The sequence below is a fragment of the Agromyces sp. NPDC058110 genome (assembly GCF_042884735.1).
In the GTDB taxonomy this organism is placed as follows: domain Bacteria; phylum Actinomycetota; class Actinomycetes; order Actinomycetales; family Microbacteriaceae; genus Agromyces.
The window spans coordinates 639201-660561 of record NZ_JBHVTI010000001.1 but is presented as its reverse complement, the minus strand read 5'-3'; the positions used below and the strand labels follow the sequence as shown (position 1 = coordinate 660561).

Sequence of the window (21361 nt, the reverse complement as noted above, 5' to 3'; positions counted from 1 at the left end):
CGACCGTGCCAGCACTGAACGAGTCAGCCCGAGCCCTGGTGAACGGGCTCGGGCTGCTGCGGCACCGGATGCCGCTTCGGTGCCCCCGGCAGGAATCGAACCTGCGACCGACAGATTAGAAGGCTGCTGCTCTATCCGCTGAGCTACGGGGGCCGGCTCGCCAAGCTTACCGGGATCGGGCCGTCAGCCCTCGACGGGCACTTCGGTGTCGTCGTCGAGCGAGCGGCCCGCGGCATCCGGAGAGCGCTTGCGGAGGGCGAGTCCGATGAGGGGGAAGAGGAGCACCGAGATCATGCCGGCGCCGACCAGGGCAGCCGCGGTACCGGTGCCGATGTCCCCGGTATCGGTGCCGATTCCCGTCACGGCGACGATGACCGGCAGGCCCGTGGCGCCGAACAGCCCGGTCGCGGCGACGGTCAGCCGATCGGCCCCAGGGGGGGCGGAGAGCAGTGACGGAATGCCGCGCACGACCAGCAGCAGGCCGACGAACACGGGAACCAGGGCGAGGGTCTGCGGGTTGGCGAGCGCCGCCAGATCGAAGGTCACCCCCGTCATGATGAAGAACACCGGCACGAGGAACCCGTACCCCAGTCCCTCGATCTTGTGCTCGAGCACCTCGCGGTCGTGCTCGGGCGCCCCCGAGATCAGCAACCGGTACAGCACGCCCGCGGTGAACGCCCCGAGCAGCATGTCGAGGTCGAGCACGATGCTGAGGGCGAGGAGCGATATGAGCACCAGCATGACGAGGCGCACGCCGAACTGCGCGCTCGTGTGCATGGTCGCCGTGATCACGACGTGCAGGCGCTTGCCGTGGCCCTTCGCGGCGAGGGTGATGGCGACTCCCGCGACGACCGCGAACACCAGCAGCACGATCGCCGCGAGGGCCGGCGAGCGCCCGGTCAGAAACAGGGAGATCGCCAGCAGCGGGCCGAACTCGCCGATGGCGCCGAGCGCGAGGACCGAGAGCCCGAACGGGGTCTTCAGGTCTCCGGCGTCGCGCAGGATCGGCATGATCGTGCCGAGCGCGGTCGAGGTGAGGGCGATGCCGATGAAGGCGGCCGACGGGATGTCGGGCGAGAACGCGACGGCGATGCCGAAGCCGGCCGCCAGCGAGATCGCCCAGCCGATCGCGGCGCGGTTCAGCGGGCGGCCGCGGATCGCGCGGAAGTCGATCTCGTTGCCGGCCAGGAAGAACAGCACGGCGAGGCCGAGGTCGGAGAGGAGGGAGATGAAGTCGTCGGGTTGGATCCACCCGAGCACCGAAGGTCCGAGCAGGATTCCGAGCAGGATCTCGAACACGACGAGGGGCACGGCGACCCAGTGGCCGATCGCTCGAACGAGGAGCGGCGCGGCGACCGCGATCACCGGGATGAGCACCATCGTGCCGATCGAGATCTCCATGTCCGCTCCCGCCCCGTGCAGCGAAGTGCGCACCCGGCCGATGCTACCGGGCGGTGACCGGATGCACGTCGGTCGCGTAGCCCGGTCGAAACACACGGGCGGTATCGTCGTCGCATGCGAGACCTGCAGGCGAGCATCGTCGCCGAACTCAACGTGAAGCCCGTCGTCGAACCCGCCGAGGAGGTCCGCGCCAGGGTCGAGTTCCTCAAGGACTACCTGCGGGTCACCGGGGCGTCCGGCCTGGTGCTCGGCATCTCAGGCGGCCAGGACTCGTCGCTCGCCGGGAGGCTCTGCCGGATCGCCGTCGACGAACTCGTCGCCGAGGGACTGCCCGCGCGGTTCATCGCGGTGCGACTGCCGTACGGCGTGCAGCACGACGAGGCGGATGCCGCGCTGGCGCTCGAGTTCATCGAGCCGCAGGAGACCGTCGTCTTCAACATCCGCACCGGCGTCGACGGGCTGGCGACCGACTTCGCCGACGCGGCGGGGCAGCCGATCAGCGACTTCGGCAAGGGCAACGTGAAGGCACGCATGCGCATGGTCGCCCAGTACGCGCTCGCGGGCGAGTCCGGACTCCTCGTGGTCGGCACCGACCACGCCGCCGAAGCGGTCACCGGGTTCTTCACCAAGTTCGGCGACGGCGGCGCCGACGTGCTGCCCCTCACTGGGCTCACGAAGCGGCAGGGCCGTGCGCTCCTGCAGTACCTCGGGGCTCCCGACCGGCTCTACCTGAAGACCCCGACCGCCGACCTGCTCGACGGCGACCCCGGCCAGGCCGACGAGGCGAACCTCGGACTCGCCTACTCCGACATCGACGCGTTCCTCGAGGGCGAGGAGATCGACGCCGCCGTCGCGGAGCGCATCGAGGCCAGGTTCCTCCAGACCCGGCACAAGCGGGCGGTGCCCGTCTCGATGTTCGACGACTGGTGGCGCTGAGCGCGCAGCCGTGAACGCGAGAGGCCCCGCCCGGATCGGGCGGGGCCTCTCGCGTGGTGTGCGTGGTCGGGCGTCAGGCGCGCGCGTCGTCGAGCGGCTGGGCCACCGGGGTGGTCGTCGCCTGCGTGGGCGTGGGGGCCGTGTCGCGGGCCGGTTCGGCGGGCGACACGATCTCGGTGGCCGAGCGGTAGCGGTCGTGGTGCTGATCCGCGACCCAGGCGTCCTGCGCGTCGAGCTCGGCCTGCTCGGGCTCCTGCCGCTGCGCACGCCAGCGCGCGAGGTCGTTCTGGAACTGCTTGCGGGCGCGCGCGGGGTGGCGCTGCCAGTCGAGCATGCGGTCGCGGAACTCGGCGACCGCCGGGTCGAGCTGGTAGCCGAACGTCGCAGACGCCCGCTTGAGCTCGTGGAGCTGGTGCGCAGCCCAGTTCGCCGCGACATCCGAACCGCGGATGGGCAGCAGCCGCACGTGGATGTCGGCCTGCCCGACGGTGCGGTCGGCGAGCACCTGCTCCTGCGGCGTGAGGGAGTTCCAGACCGACGCTTCGGTGGCCGCATCGACGAGCGCGGCGATCGCCGCCGTCTTCAGCTCGCGGTCGCGCTGGTCGACGATGCGCCGAACGGCGCCCGTCGCGATCCATGCGCCGAGCAACGCCGCGACCACGACCGCGACGAAGAGCACTCCGGCCGCGAAGACGGTCGGTTCCGCCTCGCTCGAGGTGAGCCATGAGATGAGATCGTTCCACCACTGCATGAGCGAAGGCTAACGGCTGGCGCGGCGTCCGCCGGGCAGGGTGCCCGGCGTGCCGACGGGTGCGCGCGGATCTCGTCGCGCGCACCCGTCGGCACAGTGCGGTGGTGGGATGCGGTGCCGGTCAGCCGAGGACGGTGCCGTGCGCGGCGAACGGCTCGATGCGGGCGATCTCCTCCTCGGTGAGGGCCGGGGCGTCGAGGGCCGCCACGTTCTGCTCGAGCTGGCCGACGCTCGATGCGCCGATCAGCGCGCTCGCGACGAGCGGCTGCCTGAGCACCCACGAGAGGGCGAGCTGGGCGATGCTCTGGCCGCGTTCCTCGGCGATCACCGCCAGCCCGCGCACGCGCTCGAGGTACTCGGGGCTGATGCGATCGGGCGAGAGGAACCGGCTCGTCGCGGCGCGCGAGTCGGCCGGCACGTCGCCCGAGAGGTACCGGTCGGTGAGCAGGCCCTGCGCGAGCGGCGAGAACACGATGCTCGCGGCTCCGACCTCGTCGAGCACGGGGAACAACCCGTCTTCGATGTGCCGGTCGAACATCGAGTAGCGCGGCTGGTGGATGAGCAGCGGCACCCCCTCGGCGGCGAGGGCCTCGGCGGCCGCGGCGGTCTGCTCGGGCGAGTAGTTCGAGATGCCGACGTAGAGGGCCTTGCCCTGGCGCACTGCCGAGACGAGGGCGCCCATCGTCTCCTCGATCGGCGTCTCGGGGTCGGGGCGGTGCGAGTAGAAGATGTCGACGTACTCGAGCCCGAGGCGCCCGAGGCTCTGGTCGAGCGAGGCGAGCAGGTACTTGCGGGAGCCGTGGTCGCCGTACGGGCCGGGCCACATGTCGTAGCCGGCCTTCGACGAGACGATGATCTCGTCGCGGTAGGGCGCGAGGTCGGTCGCGAGGATGCGGCCGAAGTTCTCCTCGGCGCTGCCGTAGGGCGGCCCGTAGTTGTTGGCGAGGTCGAAGTGGGTGATGCCGAGGTCGAACGCCCGGCGCACGATCGCGCGCTGGGTGTCGAGCGGCCGGTCGTGCCCGAAGTTGTGCCAGAGGCCGAGCGACAGCGCCGGGAGCTTCAGCCCGCTGCGGCCGATTCGGTTGTACTGCATGTCGTCGTAGCGCGTCGGGTCTGCCAGGTAGGTCATGCGTCGACTCTATTGCCGGCGTCCGACGTGGCGTCCCGCAGCTCCGGGGTCGGACTCGACTCGTCCTCCCCGGACCGCGGTCGGCGCCGGCACTGCACCGAACGCCGTGCGTCGCCCCGGCCGCCACGCGGGGCGACGAGAGTCGGAGCACGCGGCATCCGGTGCTGAAACGGCACGAGGCGCCGGATGCCGCGGCCACCACCCCTCGGCCGACGACCTCGGCCTCGACGACAAGGAGCAGCAATGACCGACAACATCACCGTGATCGGCGCAGTCGGCAGCGACCCGCGCGTGCACACGACCCCCCAGGGCCTCACGATCACCTCGTTCCGGCTGGCCTCGACCCGACGCGTGTTCGACCGCGCGAAGGGCGCCTGGGAGGACGGCGACACGAACTGGTACACCGTCTCGACCTTCCGACAGCTGGCGAAGAACGCCTCGACCTCGATCCGGCGCGGCGATCGCGTCGTGGTGCACGGGCGGCTGCGGCTGCGCGCGTGGGAGAGCGGCGAGAAGACCGGCACGGCCATCGAGATCGACGCCGAGGCGGTCGGCCACGACCTCACGTGGGGAACCACCACGCTCGCCAAGACGCGACCGGGTGCGGCGGCGTCGGGCGGGTCGGATGCCGCGGCCGGCGACCCGGCGTCCGCGACCGGCGCGGACTGGCCGGCCGAATCGGCCGACGGCGGCGACCTCGACCGGCGAGCGGCATCGGCGTTCGCAGGGGAGGCCGACGGTGGCGAAGACGCAGCCGATGACGCGGATCGCGCCGTCGACGAGCGCATCGACGACGACGAGGCCGTGGCGCTGCCCTTCTGACCGCGCCCCGAAGCCCGCAGCGCCTAGACTCGCCTTCGGATGCATCCGAAGGCGTCCCGATGGGGGAACGATGGCACGGCACAGCGCTTCAGCGGCCCTGGCGATCGCCGGGGCCGCGCTGTTCGTCGCCGTCCTGACGGGGTGCACGGGCACGCCCGCGCCCGCGCCGACCCCCAGCCCGAGCTCGCGACCGCAGCCGAGCGGCGAGGCGACCGCGGCGCCGGTCGGCCTGCACCCCGACCTCCCCGCTGCCGAGAACCTGCCGTACTTCGACCAGGTCAACCAGCAGGTCGTCGCCGCGAACGCTGAGGCGGGCGGTCGCGACTTCATCGACGCGCTCGTGGCCGCGGGCTTCGACAAGGCCGCCATGCAGCTCACGTCCGACCAGACCTCGCTCGGCGAGCCGGCCGACTCGGTGCAGTTCGCCGTGCTCTTCAACGACGAGTGCCTCGTCGGGCAGTACGGGCCGAAGTCGGGCGGCTACCACGGCGCCGTCCAACCGGCGCTCGGCACCGGCGGCTGTCTCATCGGGCAGACACGACCCATAGACTGGTAGGCGACATGGCGGATTACATTTACTCGATGGTGCGCGCCCGCAAGGCGGTCGGCGACAAGGTCATTCTCGACGACGTGACGATGGCGTTCCTCCCAGGGGCCAAGATCGGCGTCGTCGGCCCGAACGGGGCCGGCAAGTCCACGATCCTCAAGATCATGGCCGGACTCGACCAGCCGTCCAACGGCGAGGCCAAGCTCACCCCCGGCTACTCGGTCGGCATCCTGATGCAGGAGCCGGTGCTCGACGAGACGAAGACCGTGCTCGAGAACGTCCAGGAGGGCGTCGGCGAGATCAAGGCGAAGATCGACCGGTTCAACGCGATCTCGCTCGCGATGGCCGAGCCCGACGCCGACTTCGACGCGCTGCTCGCCGAGATGGGAACCCTGCAGGAGGCCATCGACGCCGCCGACGCGTGGGACCTCGACTCCCAGCTCGAGCAGGCGATGGACGCCCTGCGCTGCCCCCCGGGCGACGAGCAGATCTCGGTGCTCTCCGGCGGTGAGAAGCGCCGCGTCGCGCTCTGCAAGCTGCTGCTCCAGAAGCCCGACCTGCTCCTGCTCGACGAGCCCACCAACCACCTCGACGCCGAGAGCGTGCTCTGGCTCGAGCAGCACCTCGCCAAGTACCCCGGCGCCGTGCTCGCCGTGACCCACGACCGGTACTTCCTCGACCACGTCGCCGAGTGGATCTGCGAGGTCGACCGCGGGCGTCTCTATCCCTACGAGGGCAACTACTCGACCTACCTCGAGAAGAAGCAGGAGCGCCTCACCGTCCAGGGCAAGAAGGACGCGAAGCTCGCGAAGCGTCTCTCCGAGGAGCTCGACTGGGTCCGCTCGAACGCGAAGGGCCGCCAGGCGAAGTCCAAGGCGCGTCTCGCCCGCTACGAGGAGATGGCGGCCGAGGCCGAGCGCACGAGGAAGCTCGACTTCGAGGAGATCCAGATCCCCGCGGGTCCGCGTCTCGGTGACATCGTGCTCGAGGTGAAGAACCTGAAGAAGGGCTTCGGCGACCGCACCCTCATCGACGGCCTCAGCTTCTCGCTGCCGCGCAACGGCATCGTCGGCATCATCGGCCCCAACGGCGTCGGCAAGACCACGCTGTTCAAGACGATCGTCGGCCTCGAGCCGAGCGACGGCGGCAACGTCAAGATCGGCGAGACGGTCAAGATCTCGTACGTCGACCAGTCGCGCGGCGGCATCGATCCGAACAAGACGCTGTGGGAGGTCGTCTCCGACGGGCTCGACTACATCCAGGTCGGCAAGACCGAGGTGCCGAGCCGTGCATACGTGTCGACCTTCGGCTTCAAGGGGCCCGACCAGCAGAAGCGCGCCGGCATCCTCTCGGGCGGCGAGCGCAACCGCCTGAACCTCGCGCTCACGCTCAAGCAGGGCGGCAACCTGCTGCTCCTCGACGAGCCGACCAACGACCTCGACGTCGAGACCCTCTCGAGCCTCGAGAACGCGCTCCTCGAGTTCCCCGGCTGCGCCGTGGTCATCACCCACGACCGGTGGTTCCTCGACCGCATCGCGACCCACATCCTCGCCTACGAGGGCACCGAGGAGAACCCGTCGTACTGGCACTGGTTCGAGGGCAACTTCGAGTCCTACGAGGCGAACAAGATCGAGCGGCTCGGGCCCGATGCGGCGAAGCCGCACCGGTCGGCCTACCGCAAGCTCACGCGCGACTGACCATGCGGTTGCACGTGCCCACCCCGTTGCGTTGGGGAGACCTCGACGCCTACGGGCACGTCAACAACGCCCGGATGCTGAGCCTCCTCGAGGAGGCTCGCATCCAGGCGTTCTGGGTGAGCGACTCCACGGCCGAGCACGCGGTCGGAGCATCGACCGCGGTGATCGACGCGACGCCGGGCTCGAGCACGCTGTCGCTCATCGCGCGTCAGGAGGTCGAGTACCTCGCGCCGATCCCGTACCACCGCCTGCCGCTCGACATCGAACTGTGGCTCGGCACCCTCGGCGGGGCGAGCCTCGAGGTCTGCTACGAGGTGTACTCGCCGGTCGGCATCGATCCGCGCGTGCTGCACACGCGGGCGGCGACCACGATCGTGCTGGTCGACGCCGCATCCGAGCGGCCGCGCCGCATCTCGGAGCTCGAGCGTGCCGCATGGACGCCCTACGTCGAGGCACCGGTCGTGTTCCGCCGCCGCTGAGACCGGTCGTCGTACGGTCGGCGTCAGTCCTCGAGCGGGGTGTCGCTGAACGACCCCTCCCACACGGCGCGGCTGCCGGATTCGCCGATCTGCACGACCGTCCAGATCGATCCCGCCGCGACTCCGATGGCGATCGCGGTCAGCACGATGCCCACGATGAGCCGGACGGCGCGCGACGGGCGGGCTTCGGCGGAGGAATCGCCCCCGGGCTCCGTCGTGACCGGGGCCGCTCGCCGGCCCGCGACCAGGGTGACCACCTGCCACGCCGCGACGAGCACGGCGACCGCCAGCACGGCGTAGAGCCACGGCACGATGTCCTCGCCCTGCGCGGTGTGCGCCTGGATGAGCGGCGCCTCGGGCACGCGAGCCTCGAGCCACTTGCCGGCCTCGATCGTCACGAGGCCGAGCGGCAGGAGCAGGGCCGCGGCGACGAGCGCCGGGATCCACAGCACGCGCCGAGCCGCTGGCCAGGCCCCGAGCACGACCAGCAACAGTGCAACGACCGGAACGGCGATGACCACCGCGTGCACGAGCAGCACGTGCAGCGGCAGACCCTGGAAGACGTACTCGACGTCGTCCATGTCAGGACGCTGCGACGATGCGGTCGCCGGAGACGGCGACCGAGACGGGGGCGAGCGGATCGATCGCGGGGCCCTGCAGCACCTCACCGGTCGCCGCGTCGAACGTGGACCCGTGGCACGGGCAGTGCAGTTCCGCACCGTCGGGCGCGACGACGCAGCCCTGATGCGTGCAGATCGCGCTGAAGGCCACGACCTGGCCCGCGGTGGGCTGGGCGAGGAGCACCGGCGCACCGTCGATGGTCGCCGAGAAGCTGCCGCCGACCGGGACGTCCGCCAACGCGGTGACGTCGGCACCGGTGGCGGGCTCGTCGGGACCGGTCGACTCGGACGGCTGCTCCGCGGTCGGCTGCGGCGGCGTCGACGCCGGGGTCGTCGGCGACGGCGATCCGGACGGCGACGAGGGTGCGCATCCGGCGAGCACCAGTGCACCCCCGAACGCTCCGGTCGCCCCGAGAGTGAGGATCGTGCGCCGGGCAGGCTGGCTGACTTCCGCCATGGGATCTCCTCGTTCGCTCCGTGTCGCGCGCGAGCCGCGCTGCTGCCATTGTGCGACGGAACCGCTCGCGACGCGAGAGGCGCGCGTGGTCGCGGCGGGGCACGACCCGCGAGTTGCGCGCAGTCGCGGAGCGCGTCGAGGCGACAGGGCGGCCCCTGCGTCGGCGGGGCGGCGAAGCGCCACGGCCGCCCGCGGCATCCGTCGGCCGGGGTCAGCGGGCTCCGGGAACCCGCACCATGCCCTCCTGGGCGACGCTCGCGACGAGCACGCCGTCGCGCGAGTAGATGCGGCCGATGGACAGGCCGCGCCCGCCCTGGGCGGACGGCGACTCCTGCACGTAGAGCAGCCATTCGTCGACGCGCGCATCGCGGTGCCACCACATGGCGTGGTCGAGGCTGGCGACGCGCAGACCGGGCGTCGCCCACGGGGTGCCGTGCGCACGCAGCACGGGCTCGAGGATCGAGTAGTCGCTCGCGTAGGCGAGCGCGGCCCGGTGCTGCTTCGGGTCGTCGGGCAGCCGCCCGACCGCCTTCATCCAGACGGCCTGCCGCGGCACCTGCTCGCCCTCCACGCTCAGGTAGATCGGCGAGGGGATGTGGCGTACGTCGAACGCGCGCTCCGACGACCAGTACTGCGCCATCGCGTGGTCGAGGTGGCCGATCACCTCGGCGGTGGAGGGCAACGACTCGGGGTCGGGGATGTCGGTCGGCATGTCGACCTGGTGCTCGACGCCGTCGTCCTCGGTCTGGAAGGAGGCGATGAGCGAGAGGATCGGCTCGCCCTTCTGGTACGCGTGGGTGCGACGCGTCGAGAACGACCGGCCGTCGTGCAGGCGGTCGACCGAGAACGTGATCGGGTGGTCGACGTCACCCGGCCGCAGGAAGTAGCCGTGCATCGAATGCAGCACGCGTGCCTCGTCGACCGTGTGCATCGCCGCGATGAGCGACTGGGCGAGCACCTGCCCGCCGAACACGCGCCCCAGCGGCATCCACTGGGAGGGTCCGGTGTAGATGTCCTCGGTCGTGCGAGCACCCGTGTCGGTCAGGCGCAAGGTGCTCAGGAGGCCGTCGATGGGTCCGTTCATGCTGTCTCCGAATCGATCGAGGTCGGCCGCGGCTTCCGATGACCGCCGGAATCGGCACGCGGGCGCGCACTTGGTAGTTTAGACAGCAGATGGTCTCTCAATTCACGCTTGCCGACAGCCTCTCGCTCGGCGATCTGCACACCTACCTGCAACGCGCGGGCCGGGTCGAAGACGGGTCGGTTCGACTCATCGCAGGCTCGGGCATCCTCGCGGTCTATACGGCGATCCTGTATCCGCGCGGCATCCTCGATGAGAGCCCCACCGTGCTCGGCCTGCGCACGTTCTCGCTCGTCGACACCGAGGACTTCGACTCGGTCGTGCCGATGCGCTCCCTCGTCGACCGCATCGTGCGCGCCCGCGGCGACCTCGCCGAAGACGACGAATCTCGGCCCGTCACGATGTCGCGCCCGCCCGAAGTCAACACCGTCACCTGGGCGGGCATCTCCCCGCCCCGCGGCGGGTGGCGGCCTCTCGGGGAGACGGATGCCGCGACGCTCGAGTCCGCGGCCCGCGCCGGCATCGACGAGGTGGCGGCCGCCATTCCCGCAGGCACGGGCGAGCAGCTCGTGCAGCGCGTGCGCTCCGAGGTGTGGGGGCGCGGCGTCGAGGGCGTCGAGTACGTGCCGACCGGAGCGGCGTTCGCGGCGTTCAGCCTCGGGTTCCTCGGTGAAGACGAGGTCAAGCTCTTCGAGACCGGCCCGTGGACGCGCCTCAGCTCGCGGCGGGGTCACGTGCTCGTGCGCCGCAAGCCCTGGACGCTCAAGGCGTAGGCGGTCCGGCATCCCGAGCGCTCCGGGTTCGGCGCACGCAGGGCCCATCGCGCTGAGACCGGTGGCCTGCCCCGGAACGATTCTGCTCCGGGGCACGGCCCCGTTTCAGCCGCGGGCGATCGCGCGCCCGGCGGTGCGGCCGGTGAAGAGGCATCCGCCGAGGAATGTGCCCTCGAGCGCGCGGTACCCATGCACGCCGCCTCCGCCGAAGCCGGCCGCCTCGCCCACCGCGTAGAGGCCGGGCACGGGCGTGCCGGTCGCGTCGAGCGCCTGCGCATCGAGGTTGGTCTGGATGCCGCCGAGGCTCTTGCGGGTGAGGATATGCAGCTTCACCGCGATGAGCGGCCCGGCCTTCGGGTCGAGGATGCGGTGCGGCGTCGCCACGCGGATCAGCTTGTCGCCGCGGTACTTGCGGGCGCCGCGCACGGCGGTCAGCTGCAGGTCCTTGGTGAACTCGTTGTCGACCTCGCGGTCGCGGGCCAAGATCTCGCGTTCGATGTTCGCCGTGTCGAGCTCGACCTCGGGGGAGAGGGCGCGCATGCCCTCGAGCAGTTCGTCGAGCGAGTCGGCGACGACGAAGTCGGCTCCGTGCTCCTTGAACGCCTCGACCGGGCCGGTGGCGCCCGGTCGCACGCGCTGGGCGAGCAGCTTCACGTCCTTGCCGGTGAGGTCGGGGTTCTGCTCACTGCCGGAGAGCGCGAACTCCTTCTCGATGATCTTCTGCGTGAGCACGAACCAGGTGTGCTCATGTCCGGTGGTCTGGATGTGCTCGAGCGTGCCGAGGGTGTCGAAGCCGGGGAACAGCGGCACCGGCATCCGATTGCCCTCGGCGTCGAACCAGAGCGACGACGGGCCGGGCAGGATGCGGATGCCGTGCATCGGCCAGATCGGGTCCCAGTTGGTGATGCCCTCGGTGTAGTGCCACATGCGGTCGCCGTTCACGAGGCGGGCACCGGCCTGCTCGGAGATGGCCAGCATGCGTCCGTCGACGTGGGCGGGAACGCCGGAGAGCATGTGCTCGGGCGGCGTGCCGAGGCGCTCGGGCCACGACTGGCGCACGAGGTCGTGGTTGCCGCCGATGCCTCCCGAGGCGACGACCACGGCCGGTGCCCGCAGCTCGAACTCGCCGACGACGTCGCGGTTGCTCGACTCGCCCCGCCCCGCATCATCGGGAGCGAGCACTGCGCCGCGCACGCCGACGACCGCACCGTCTTCGACGATGAGCTCGTCGACTCGATGCCGATGCTTGAACTCGACGAGCCCGGCCGCTTCGCCCGCCTTCACGCGCGCGATGAACGGGGCGAGTACGCCGGGGCCGGTGCCCCAGGTGATGTGGAACCGCGGAACCGAGTTGCCGTGGCCGATGGCGTTGTAGCCGCCGCGTTCGGCCCAGCCGACGATGGGGAAGAAGCGCACGCCCTTGGCGTGCAGCCAGGCCCGCTTGTCGCCTGCGGCGAAGTCGAGGTAGGCCTCGGCCCACCTGCGCCCCCACTCGTCTTCGTCGCGGTCGAACCCGGCGGTGCCCTCCCAGTCCTGGCGCGCGAGGTCGAGGGAGTCCTTCACGCCCATGCGGCGCTGCTCGGGGGAGTCGATGAGGAACAGGCCGCCGAACGACCAGTGCGCCTGGCCGCCGAGGCTCGCCTCGGGCTCCTGGTCGACGATCAGCACGCGCTTGCCGGCGTCGACGAGCTCGGCGGCGGCGACGAGGCCGGACAGTCCGGCCCCGACGACGATCGCGGCGGGTTCGGGGCTCGCGTTGGGGGATGCGGGCACAGGGGACTCCTTCGTCACTCGTGTGCGGCTCGGGCACTCGAGGGTCGGGTCACTCCTCGAACGTGTTCACCATCGCGAACGCCGCACGCTGAAGATAATCCCACAGAGTCTCCTCGGTGAGCGGCGGGAGTTCGAGCGCGTCGACCGCGGTGCGCATGTGCGCGAGCCAGCGATCGCGCGCGTCGGGGTTGACCTTGAACCCGGCGTGGCGCATGCGGAGCCGCGGGTGGCCGCGCTGCTCGCTGTACGTGCCGGGCCCGCCCCAGTACTGCTCGAGGAAGAGCAGGAGGCGTTCCTCGGCCGGACCGAGGTCTGCTTCGGGGTACATGGGGCGCAGCACCGGGTCGTCGGCCACGCCGCGGTAGAACTCGTGCACGAGTCGTTCGAAGGTCGGCCGCCCGCCCACGGTCTCGTAGAACGACGCGCCGAGGGCCGAACCGTGCTCGCTGCCGCGCAGCGGGACGGATGCCGGCGGCACGGGGGTCAGGGGCACGGATGCCGGTGGCTGCTGGTCGTCGGTCACGAGGGGGCTCCGGTGGTCGGCGGATCGGTGGGGGGAACCGTGGGGGGCTTCGGCGCGGACCTCGCTCGCTGCGCCTTCTTCGCCTTGGCGGTCGATGCCTTGACGGCCTCGTTGGAGAGGACGGCGTTCGGCGAGGTCTTCGGCGGCTTGGCGCCCTTCACCCGGGTCGCGCCGTCGAATCCGGTGAGGACGACCGAGTTGAGGCTCGGCAGCTTGACACCCATGCCGTCGACGGCGTGCTTGAGCCGCATGCGGAGTTCGCGTGCGATGTCATCCTTCGACGACGTGCGCACCTTGAGCACGATGCGCACGACCATCGCGTCGTCGGAGATCGACTCGAGACCCCAGATCTCGGGCTTCTCGAGCACGCGCGAGCGCCACTTGCCCGAGTGGGCGAGCTCGTTCGCGGCCTTGAGCATCTCGGCCTCGACGGCTTCGACATCGGCTTCGTAGGGCACGGCCAGGTCGACGATGACGCGCGCCCAACCCTGCGACATGTTGCCGACGCGCAGGATCTCGCCGTTTCGCACGAACCAGAGCGTGCCGTTCACGTCGCGCACCTTCGTGATGCGGATCTGCACCTCCTCGACGATGCCCGTCGCCGGCCCCAGGTCGACGACGTCGCCGACGCCCAGCTGGTCCTCGACGACCATGAAGATGCCGTTCAGGGCATCTTTCACGATGTTCTGGGCTCCGAAACCGAGACCGGCGCCGATCGCTGCCGACAGCAGGGCGAACGAACCGAGGATGTCTCTGTTGATCGCGTTCACCACGAGCAGGGTCGCGATGATGAAGATCGTCACGTTCACGACGTTGCGGAACACCGAGCCCAGCGTGCGCGTGCGTTGCACGACGCGCACGGCCGCGAGGGGCGAGGCCTGCAGGGCCTGCGTGTCGGTCACGTCCTGCTTGCGCTTGACGCCGCTCACGATCTGCGTGACGACGCGGTCGATGCTGATCAGGAGCAGCCAGCGGATCAGCAGGGCGACGCCGACGATGATCGCGACCTGGATGATGGTCGCGAGGTATTCGTCCCAGGACTCCGTCCACCAGGTCACGAGTCGGTTCCAGAAATCGGGCACGGGCGGTTCACCTCGGTTCTGCGGTGGGTTCTGGTGCGGGTTCGGGGTCGTTCGTCGGCAACGTGGAGCATCGGTGCGAGTCTACGCAGCGTCGTCCGGGAGTCAGCCGAGCGCGTCGGCGTCGCGGGCCCGTGCCCGGAGCGCGCGCTCGAGCTCGTCGAGCTGCTCCGAGACGAGTCGGAGCAACGGAGCCGGGGCCGTCGCATTGTCGGAGAGCCAGGTGCGCGCGGCATCGGCGACCTCGTCGGTGACGAGCGGCGACGGGAACAACCGCTTCACGACCAACGAAGCCATCGTGAAGCTCCGCTCGGCCCAGACCTGCCGGAGGCCCGCGAAGTAGGGCTCGACGCTCGAGGCGAGCAGATCGGGCGACGACGTGCGACGCCATCCGTCGGCGATCGCGCGTGCCAGGTCGTTCGAGATGGCCGCGTCGGAGAAGACGCGCTGCCACGCGGCATCCTTCACCGCCTGATCGGGCCTGGCCGCCCGGGCGGTCTCGGCCAGGCGCCGCCCCTTCGCCGTGTCGTCGAGGGCGAGCGCCGCGTCGATCTCGTCGTCGACGACCGGGTCGGATGCCTCGACGAGCGCCGCGCGCGCGATCACCAGCTCCCATCGGAGGTCGGTGTCGACCTCGAGGCCCGCGAGCCTGATGGAGCCGTCGAGCACGCTGCCGAGCACATCGGCGTGCGCGGGGGAGCTCGCGAGCTGGGTGAACGCCTTCACGAACTGCAGCTGCGCGTCGGATCCGGCCTCGGCGAGCTCGGCGAGCGCCCAGACGGCGTCGCCGGCCTCGGCCGCGACCCGGTCGCGGTGCGCGTCGGCGAGGTAGCGCGAGAGCGCGGTCTCGAGCCGCGTGAGGGCGAGCCCCCGAGAGGAGGACTGCGTCTCGTGGCCGACGCTGCCGAGCACGAGCCGCACGAAGTCGCTCGCGGCGAACTCGGCGTCGCGCACCGCGTCCCACGCCGACCCCAGGATCACCGCGCGGGCGACGGGGTCGCCGAGGTCGCTGAGCCGGTCGACGGCGGTGCCGAACGAGACGTCGTCGAGTCGGACCTTGGCGTACGTGAGGTCGTCGTCGTTCACGAGCAGCAGATCGGGACGCACGAGGCCGATGAGTTCGGGCACCGACGTGCTCGGCCCGTCGACGTCGATCTCGAACCGCGCGGTGCGCGCGAGGGCGCCGGACTCGTCGAGCTCGTAGCAGCCGATCGCGAGCCGGTGCGGGCGAAGGGTGGGATGCGACGCGGCGGCGGTCTGCTCGATGACGGCCGAGGTGATGACCCCGTCGGCGCCGGTCTCGAGGTGTGCGCGCAGCGTGTTCACCCCTGCGGTCTCGAGCCACAGCTCGGACCACCGGGTGAGCCCCCGCCCGCTCGCGCGCTCGAGTTCGTCGAGGAGGTCGCGGAGCGTCGCGTTGCCGCCCGCGTGAGCGCGCAGGTAGGCGCCGACGCCCTGCTGGAACGCCTCGAGGCCGACCCACGCGACGAGCTGCTTCAGCACGGAGGCGCCCTTGTCGTAGGTGATGGCGTCGAAGTTGACCTCGACGTCGGCGAGGGACTCGATGGGCGCGACGATCGGGTGCGTCGAGGGCAGCTGGTCCTGTTCGGCGGCGTACGTCTTCTCGTCGCTCGCGAAGGTCGCCCAGACCCCGGTGAACTCCGTCACTCTGGAGGTCGCGAGCGTCGAGGCCCAGGTCGCGAACGACTCGTTGAGCCACAGGTCGTTCCACCAGCGCATCGTGACCGAGTCGCCGAACCACATGTGGCTGAGTTCGTGGAGCACGACGATCGCGCGCTGCTCGCGCCTCGCGTCGGAGACACGCGAGCGGAACAGGTAGTTCTCGTTGAACGTGACCGCGCCCACGTTCTCCATGGCGCCCCAGTTGTACTCGGGCACGAAGATCTGGTCGTACTTGCCGAACGGGTACGGCACGCCGAACGCCTGCTCGTAGAACGCGAGGCCGGCCTGCACGGTGTCGAACATGATGTCGGGCTCGGCGTACTGCGCGAGCGAGGCGCGCGTGAACAGCCCGAGCGGGATCTCGCGTCCGTCGGTGCTCGTGGCGCTGCCCTGCCACCGGGCGTAGGCGCCCGCGACGATGGCGACGATGTAGCTCGAGATGACGGGGCCCGTCTCGAACGCCCACACCGCGGCATCCGTCGTCGGATCGGTCGTCGCGACCGGCGTGGGCGTCGGGGCGTTGCTCAGCACGACCCAGTGCGACGGGGCCGTGATCGTGAAGCGCACGGCGGCCTTCAGATCGGGCTGGTCGAAGACCGCGTAGACGCGGTTCGCCTCGGCGACCGCGAACTCGGTGTACAGGTAGACCGCGTCGTCGACGGGATCGACGAAGCGGTGCAGCCCCTCGCCCGTGTTCGTGTAGGCGCAGGTGCTCGCCACGCGCAGCTCGTTGACCTCGTCGAGACCGTCGAGCACGATGCGCCGCCCGTCGGAGGCCGCCGCGGGGTCGATCGCGCGCCCGTTCAACGTGATGCCGTGCACCTCGCGCGTCGTCGCCTCGATGAACGTCGCGGCCCCCGGCGATGCGGCGAAGCGCACCACGGTCGTCGAGGCGAACGTCTCGCCGTCGCCGGTGAGGTCGAGCTCGACCTCGTACGACACGGCGGAGACGACCGCGGCGCGCTCCTCGGCTTCGATTCGGGTGAGATCGGCAGCGGGCATGGGCAGGGCCTCCGTTGGTCGTGGACAAGCCAGCCTATCGAGCCGCGCCGACACGTTCTCAGGGTGCGCGGGGCGGCGCGGCGGCCCGGGTTCCGCGGGGAGCGGATCCGAACGCGCAGGCGCGGATCGCCCCCGACCCGCAGGCCGCGGATCGGGGGCGAGGGCGGCGGGGCGCCCCGGCGGCGCTACGCGTCGCGGCGCTTCAGCAGCACCGAGCCGCCGATGGCTGCGGCCGCGACCCACCCGAGCACGATGAGCAGGTTCGCCCACGCGCCGAACTCGCCGTCGGTCGGCGTCGCGCTCGTCGACGTGAAGATGCCCATGCCCGCGTTCGAGAGCAGGTACGGGATGACCTCGCCCGCCCATTCGGCCGGGATCATCGCGAACACGGTCGGCACGAGCAGGATCAGGCCGAGCACCGCAGCGATGCCGCCGGCGCTGCTGCGGAGCATGGTGCCGACGCCGAGTGCGAAGACCGAGACCAGCGCGAGGTAGAGCGCGCCGCCGAGCAACGGGAGGAAGGCGGCCGGGTCTGCGAGGCTCGCGGACACGTCGATGCCGGCGAACACGATCGACGAGACGAGGAACGCGCCGAGGTTCGCGATGAGGCCGACGACGAAGGTGGCGACGAAGAGCACGACGGCCTTCGCGGCGAGCGCGGGCAGCCGCTTCGGCACCGCGGTGAGGGTCGAGCGGATCATGCCCGTGGTGTACTCGCCGCTGATGATGAGCACACCGAGCACCCCGGCGACGAGCTGCCCGAAGTAGACGCCGAAGACCGACGACTGCACGAGGAGCGACGCGCCCTGATCGGTGCCGACGGGGCCGCCGCCCTCGCTCATGCTCACCATGCTGAGCGACATGACGAGGGCCATGCCGAGCGAGATGGCGATGACGATGGCGTACGACCAGGCGGTCGATCGGAGGCTGCGGAGCTTGATCCACTCGGAGCGGAGGATGCCGCCGAACGTCAGCCGGGTCGTGGGCGCGGGCCGGGTGGTCGTGGTCTGAGGGGCGAGCGCGGTCATCGGACGGCCTCCGTGCGGTATTCGACGGCGTCTGCGGTGAGCGCCATGTAGGCGTCTTCGAGCGAGGCGCTGAGCGGGGTGAGTTCGTGGATGGCGAAGCCGTGCTGTGCGGCGAGGTCGCCGATGGCCGCGGCTTCGAGGCCGGTGACCTCGAGCGCGCCGCCCTCGGAGCGGATGACCGCGATCTCGGGGGCCGTGAGGAGGTCGGCGAGCTGCGAGGCGTGAGGCGTGCGCACGAGCACGCGCGCGCGGGTGCCACCGGCGATGATGTCGGCGACCGGGGCGTCGGCGATGATCTCGCCGCGGCCCAGCACGATGATGTGGTCGGCCGTGAGCGCCATCTCGCTCATGAGGTGCGACGAGAGGAACACCGTGCGGCCCTCGGATGCCAGGTGCCGCACGAACCGGCGCACCCAGAGCACGCCCTCGGGGTCGAGCCCGTTCACGGGCTCGTCGAGGATGAGGGTCGCGGGGTCGCCGAGCATGGCTGCGGCGATGCCGAGCCGCTGGCCCATGCCGAGCGAGAAGCCGCCGACGCGCTTGCGGGCGACCGACTCGAGCCCGGTGAGCTCGATGACCTCGCGCACGCGGCTCGCGCCGATGCCGTGCGTCGCGGCCATCGCGAGCAGGTGGTTGTACGCCGTGCGGCCGGTGTGCACGGCCTTGGCGTCGAGCAGTGCGCCGACCTCGTGCAGGGGCGCCCGGTGTTCGGCGTAGGGCTTGCCGTTGACCGTGACCGTGCCCGACGTGGGCCGGTCGAGGCCCACGATCATGCGCATGGTCGTGGACTTGCCCGCACCGTTCGGGCCGAGGAACCCGGTGACCTGGCCGGGGCGTACGGTGAAACTGAGGTCGTTGACGGCCGTCTTCGCGCCGTAGCGCTTGACGAGCCCTGCTGCGGTGATCATCCTTCGAGGCTATTGAGCGCGGGTGACCGGGGGCATCCGTCCGGAGGATGATTCGGGGCGGGCGCGCATCGACCGTGAGGACGATGCCCGCCCGCCCCGGTGGCGGTGCCGGAGGTCAGCCCTGCTGGGCGTCGCGCTCCTGCGCCACGAGTGCGCGGTCGACGCCGGCGAGCCGTTCGACGATCAGGCGGCGCAGGGCCGGCACGGCGGGGTGCGCCTCCAGCCACGCGCGGCTCGCGTCGGCGAGCGCCCGGTTCGCGAGCGGTGACGGGTAGAGGCCGTCGACGAGCTTCTCGGCGATGGCGTAGCTGCGCGCCTCCCACACGCCGTCGAGCATTCCGAAGTAGCGCTCGACGAACGCCTCGAGCAGCGCGGGGTCGGTCGCCCGGAGGAAGCCGGCCGCGGTCTCGCGCACCACGGTGTTCGTCGCGGTGTCGACGTCGACGAGCGACGCCCAGGCACGCTCCTTGCCCTCGAGGGTCTGGATCGCGGCACGGGCGTGCGCCGCCGACTGCTGGCCGGTGGCGGTGTTGTCGTCGGCCAGGCGGGCGTCGATCTCGGCGTCGCCCGCGCGACCCGAGGCGACGAGCGCGATGAGCAGCTTCCAGCCGAGGTCGGTGTCGATCTCGAGGCCGTCGAGCTTCAGCGAGCCGTCGAACAGCGCCGCGAGGTCGTCGACGTGCGAGCCGTGCTCGGCGAGACCGGCGAAGCTCGTCGTGAACTGGAACTGCGCGTCGCTGCCGGCCTCGGCCTCCTGCGCGAGGCGCCAGAAGCCGTCGGCGACGGCGCCCAGCGCCTCGGACTGACGGGCGGGCTCGGTGTACGCGCCCGCGGCGAGCGCGGCGTTCGCGAGCACGATGCGCAGGGTCGTCGACTCGGTCTCGCTCGCGATGTTGCCGAGCACGAGGGCGAGGTAGTCGCTCGCACGGGTCTCGCCGTCGCGAGTGGCGTCCCACACGGAGCTCCAGACGAGCGCGCGGGCCAGCGGGTCCTGGATCTCGCTGAGGTTCGCGAGCGCAACGCCGTGCGAGGCGTCGTCGAGGCGGATCTTCGCGTAGGCGAGGTCGTCGTCGTTCAGCAGCACGAGCGCTGGGCGTGCGAGGCCGACCAGCTCCGCGACATCCGTGCGCTCGCCGTCGACGTCGAGCTCGACGCGGTGCTCGCGCACGAGCTTGCCGTCGCGGAGGTTGTAGAACCCGATCGCGAGGCGGTGCGGACGGATCGTCGGGTAGTCGGCGGGAGCTGACTGCAGCACGGCGAATGAGGTGATGGCGCCATCGGCGTTGGTCTCGATCTCGGGGCGCAGCGTGTTGACGCCGGAGGTCTCGAGCCAGAGCTTCGACCACTCGGTCAGGTCGCGGCCGCTCGCGGCCTCGAGCTCGACGAGCAGGTCGGCCAGGGTCGTGTTGCCCCACTGGTGCTTCTGGAAGTAGGCGGAGACGCCCGCGAAGAACGCGTCGATGCCCACCCAGGCGACGAGCTGCTTCAGCACCGAGCCGCCCTTGGCGTACGTGATGCCGTCGAAGTTCACGAGCACGTCTTCGAGGTCGTTGATGGTCGCGACGATGGGGTGCGTCGAGGGCAGCTGGTCCTGGCGGTAGGCCCAGCTCTTCTCCATGGAGTTGAACGTGGTCCACGCCTCGGTCCACTCGGTGGCCTCTGCGGTGGCGATGGTCGAGGCCCACTCGGCGAACGACTCGTTCAGCCACAGGTCGTTCCACCACTTCATGGTCACGAGGTCGCCGAACCACATGTGGGCGAGCTCGTGCAGGATCGTGACGACGCGGCGCTCCTTGATGGCGTCGGTCACCTTGGAGCGGAAGACGTACGCCTCGGTGAAGGTGACGGCGCCCGCGTTCTCCATCGCGCCGGCGTTGTACTCGGGCACGAAGAGCTGGTCGTACTTCGGGAACGGATAGGGCACGCCGAACTTCGCCTCGAAGTACTCGAAGCCCTGCTTGGTCTTCTCGAAGACGTAGTCGGCGTCGAGGTACTGCGACAGGCTCTTGCGGCTGAACACCCCGAGCGGGATGACGCGGCCGTCGGCGCTCGTGAGCTCGTCGCGCACGACCGCGTACGGGCCGGCGATGAGCGCGGTGATGTAGCTCGAGATGCGCTGGGTGGGCTCGAACGCCCACGTCTTCGCGCCCTCGTGCGCGTCGACGGGCTCGGGCGTGTGCGAGTTCGACACGACCTCCCAGTGGGCGGGCGCGGTGACCGTGAAGCGGAAGGCGGCCTTGAGGTCGGGCTGCTCGAACACGGCGAACATGCGGCGCGAGTCGGGCACTTCGAACTGGGTGTAGAGGTAGACCTCGCCGTCGACGGGGTCGACGAAGCGGTGCAGGCCCTCGCCGGTGTTCATGTAGCGCCCGTCTGCGACGACGACGAGCTCGTTCTGCGCGGCGAGGTCCGGCAGCTGGATGCGCACGCCGTCGCTGACCTCGGCGGGGTCGAGCTCGACGCCGTTCAACGTGACCGAGTGCACCGCGGCCGTGATGGCGTCGATGAACGTCGAGGCGCCGGGCGTGGCGGCGTCGAACCGGACCGTCGTCGTGGTCTTGAAGACCTCTGGGCCGGTCGTCACGTCGAGCACGACGTCGTAGTCGTGCACCGTGACGAGCGCCGCGCGCTCCTCGGCTTCGGATCGGGTGAGGTTCTCTCCAGGCACGTGG

Annotated in this window: 19 protein-coding genes and 1 tRNA gene; 6 read left to right on the top strand and 14 right to left on the bottom strand. The window is 70.9% G+C overall.

What is annotated here, in order from left to right:
• Positions 1 to 80 precede the first annotated feature (80 nt).
• Positions 81 to 153 (bottom strand) — tRNA-Arg (locus ACFVS8_RS03210).
• Between the two features lie 30 nt (positions 154 to 183).
• On the bottom strand, positions 184 to 1434 hold the full coding sequence (locus ACFVS8_RS03205; RefSeq protein ID WP_387057490.1) for a cation:proton antiporter: 1251 nt from the start codon (positions 1432 to 1434) through the stop codon (positions 184 to 186).
• An 81-nt stretch (positions 1435 to 1515) separates the two neighbouring features.
• On the opposite strand from ACFVS8_RS03205, the gene nadE reads away from it, so the two are divergent.
• A complete protein-coding gene (gene nadE / locus ACFVS8_RS03200) occupies positions 1516 to 2337 on the top strand; it encodes an ammonia-dependent NAD(+) synthetase (protein ID WP_387057488.1) in 822 nt (273 codons plus the stop codon).
• Positions 2338 to 2410: 73 nt separating this feature from the next.
• Here nadE and ACFVS8_RS03195 read toward each other — a convergent pair whose 3' ends face one another.
• Complete coding sequence (locus ACFVS8_RS03195; RefSeq protein ID WP_387057486.1) at positions 2411 to 3088, bottom strand: hypothetical protein; 678 nt, start codon at positions 3086 to 3088, stop codon at positions 2411 to 2413.
• 121 nt (positions 3089 to 3209) lie between these two features.
• Positions 3210 to 4217 carry an aldo/keto reductase gene (locus ACFVS8_RS03190; protein WP_387057484.1) on the bottom strand — a complete coding sequence of 336 codons (1008 nt, stop codon included), beginning with the start codon at positions 4215 to 4217 and terminating at the stop codon, positions 3210 to 3212.
• 243 nt (positions 4218 to 4460) lie between these two features.
• Between ACFVS8_RS03190 and ssb the strand changes: the two genes are divergently transcribed.
• The 4 genes from ssb (at position 4461) to ACFVS8_RS03170 (ending at position 7762) form a co-directional block, all read left to right on the top strand.
• Positions 4461 to 5039 (top strand): single-stranded DNA-binding protein, encoded by a 579-nt coding sequence (gene ssb, locus ACFVS8_RS03185; RefSeq protein WP_387057482.1) that lies wholly within the window; start codon positions 4461 to 4463, stop codon positions 5037 to 5039.
• Between the two features lie 70 nt (positions 5040 to 5109).
• The gene (locus ACFVS8_RS03180) at positions 5110 to 5595 is read left to right on the top strand and encodes a DUF6993 domain-containing protein (RefSeq protein WP_387057480.1); all 486 of its coding nucleotides are present in this window, start codon (positions 5110 to 5112) and stop codon (positions 5593 to 5595) included.
• A gap of 5 nt (positions 5596 to 5600) precedes the next feature.
• Positions 5601 to 7283: an energy-dependent translational throttle protein EttA gene (gene ettA / locus ACFVS8_RS03175; protein ID WP_387057478.1), complete on the top strand. Its 1683-nt coding sequence runs from the start codon at positions 5601 to 5603 to the stop codon at positions 7281 to 7283.
• 2 nt (positions 7284 to 7285) lie between these two features.
• On the top strand, positions 7286 to 7762 hold the full coding sequence (locus tag ACFVS8_RS03170; RefSeq protein ID WP_387057476.1) for an acyl-CoA thioesterase: 477 nt from the start codon (positions 7286 to 7288) through the stop codon (positions 7760 to 7762).
• Positions 7763 to 7785: 23 nt separating this feature from the next.
• Here ACFVS8_RS03170 and ACFVS8_RS03165 read toward each other — a convergent pair whose 3' ends face one another.
• The 3 genes from ACFVS8_RS03165 to ACFVS8_RS03155 form a co-directional block, all read right to left on the bottom strand.
• Entirely contained in the window at positions 7786 to 8343 is a 558-nt protein-coding gene (locus ACFVS8_RS03165; RefSeq protein WP_387057474.1) for a hypothetical protein, read from the bottom strand.
• Between the two features lies 1 nt (position 8344).
• Complete coding sequence (locus tag ACFVS8_RS03160) at positions 8345 to 8839, bottom strand: ubiquinol-cytochrome c reductase iron-sulfur subunit (protein ID WP_387057472.1); 495 nt, start codon at positions 8837 to 8839, stop codon at positions 8345 to 8347.
• A gap of 211 nt (positions 8840 to 9050) precedes the next feature.
• Positions 9051 to 9923: an acyl-CoA thioesterase gene (locus ACFVS8_RS03155; RefSeq protein ID WP_387057470.1), complete on the bottom strand. Its 873-nt coding sequence runs from the start codon at positions 9921 to 9923 to the stop codon at positions 9051 to 9053.
• A gap of 89 nt (positions 9924 to 10012) precedes the next feature.
• On the opposite strand from ACFVS8_RS03155, the gene ACFVS8_RS03150 reads away from it, so the two are divergent.
• Positions 10013 to 10693 (top strand): hypothetical protein, encoded by a 681-nt coding sequence (locus ACFVS8_RS03150; protein ID WP_387057468.1) that lies wholly within the window; start codon positions 10013 to 10015, stop codon positions 10691 to 10693.
• 105 nt (positions 10694 to 10798) lie between these two features.
• Here the strand turns inward: ACFVS8_RS03150 and ACFVS8_RS03145 are convergent, their stop codons facing one another.
• The 7 genes from ACFVS8_RS03145 to pepN (ACFVS8_RS03115) all read right to left on the bottom strand — a co-directional run bounded on the left by ACFVS8_RS03145 (position 10799) and on the right by pepN (ACFVS8_RS03115) (position 21357).
• Positions 10799 to 12466 (bottom strand): FAD-binding dehydrogenase, encoded by a 1668-nt coding sequence (locus ACFVS8_RS03145; protein ID WP_387057466.1) that lies wholly within the window; start codon positions 12464 to 12466, stop codon positions 10799 to 10801.
• Positions 12467 to 12515: 49 nt separating this feature from the next.
• Positions 12516 to 12923, bottom strand: a complete 408-nt coding sequence (locus ACFVS8_RS03140) for a globin (protein ID WP_387058165.1) — start codon at positions 12921 to 12923, stop codon at positions 12516 to 12518.
• Positions 12924 to 12985: 62 nt separating this feature from the next.
• A complete protein-coding gene (locus tag ACFVS8_RS03135) occupies positions 12986 to 14071 on the bottom strand; it encodes a mechanosensitive ion channel family protein (protein WP_387057464.1) in 1086 nt (361 codons plus the stop codon).
• A gap of 102 nt (positions 14072 to 14173) precedes the next feature.
• On the bottom strand, positions 14174 to 16753 hold the full coding sequence (pepN, locus tag ACFVS8_RS03130) for an aminopeptidase N (RefSeq protein WP_387057461.1): 2580 nt from the start codon (positions 16751 to 16753) through the stop codon (positions 14174 to 14176).
• A 185-nt stretch (positions 16754 to 16938) separates the two neighbouring features.
• On the bottom strand, positions 16939 to 17781 hold the full coding sequence (locus tag ACFVS8_RS03125; RefSeq protein WP_387057459.1) for an ABC transporter permease: 843 nt from the start codon (positions 17779 to 17781) through the stop codon (positions 16939 to 16941).
• The gene (locus ACFVS8_RS03120; protein ID WP_387057457.1) at positions 17778 to 18689 is read right to left on the bottom strand and encodes an ABC transporter ATP-binding protein; all 912 of its coding nucleotides are present in this window, start codon (positions 18687 to 18689) and stop codon (positions 17778 to 17780) included. The genes ACFVS8_RS03125 and ACFVS8_RS03120 overlap by 4 nt, the downstream gene beginning before the upstream one ends.
• 115 nt (positions 18690 to 18804) lie before the next feature.
• On the bottom strand, positions 18805 to 21357 hold the full coding sequence (gene pepN / locus ACFVS8_RS03115; protein WP_387057455.1) for an aminopeptidase N: 2553 nt from the start codon (positions 21355 to 21357) through the stop codon (positions 18805 to 18807).
• Positions 21358 to 21361: the final 4 nt, after the last annotated feature.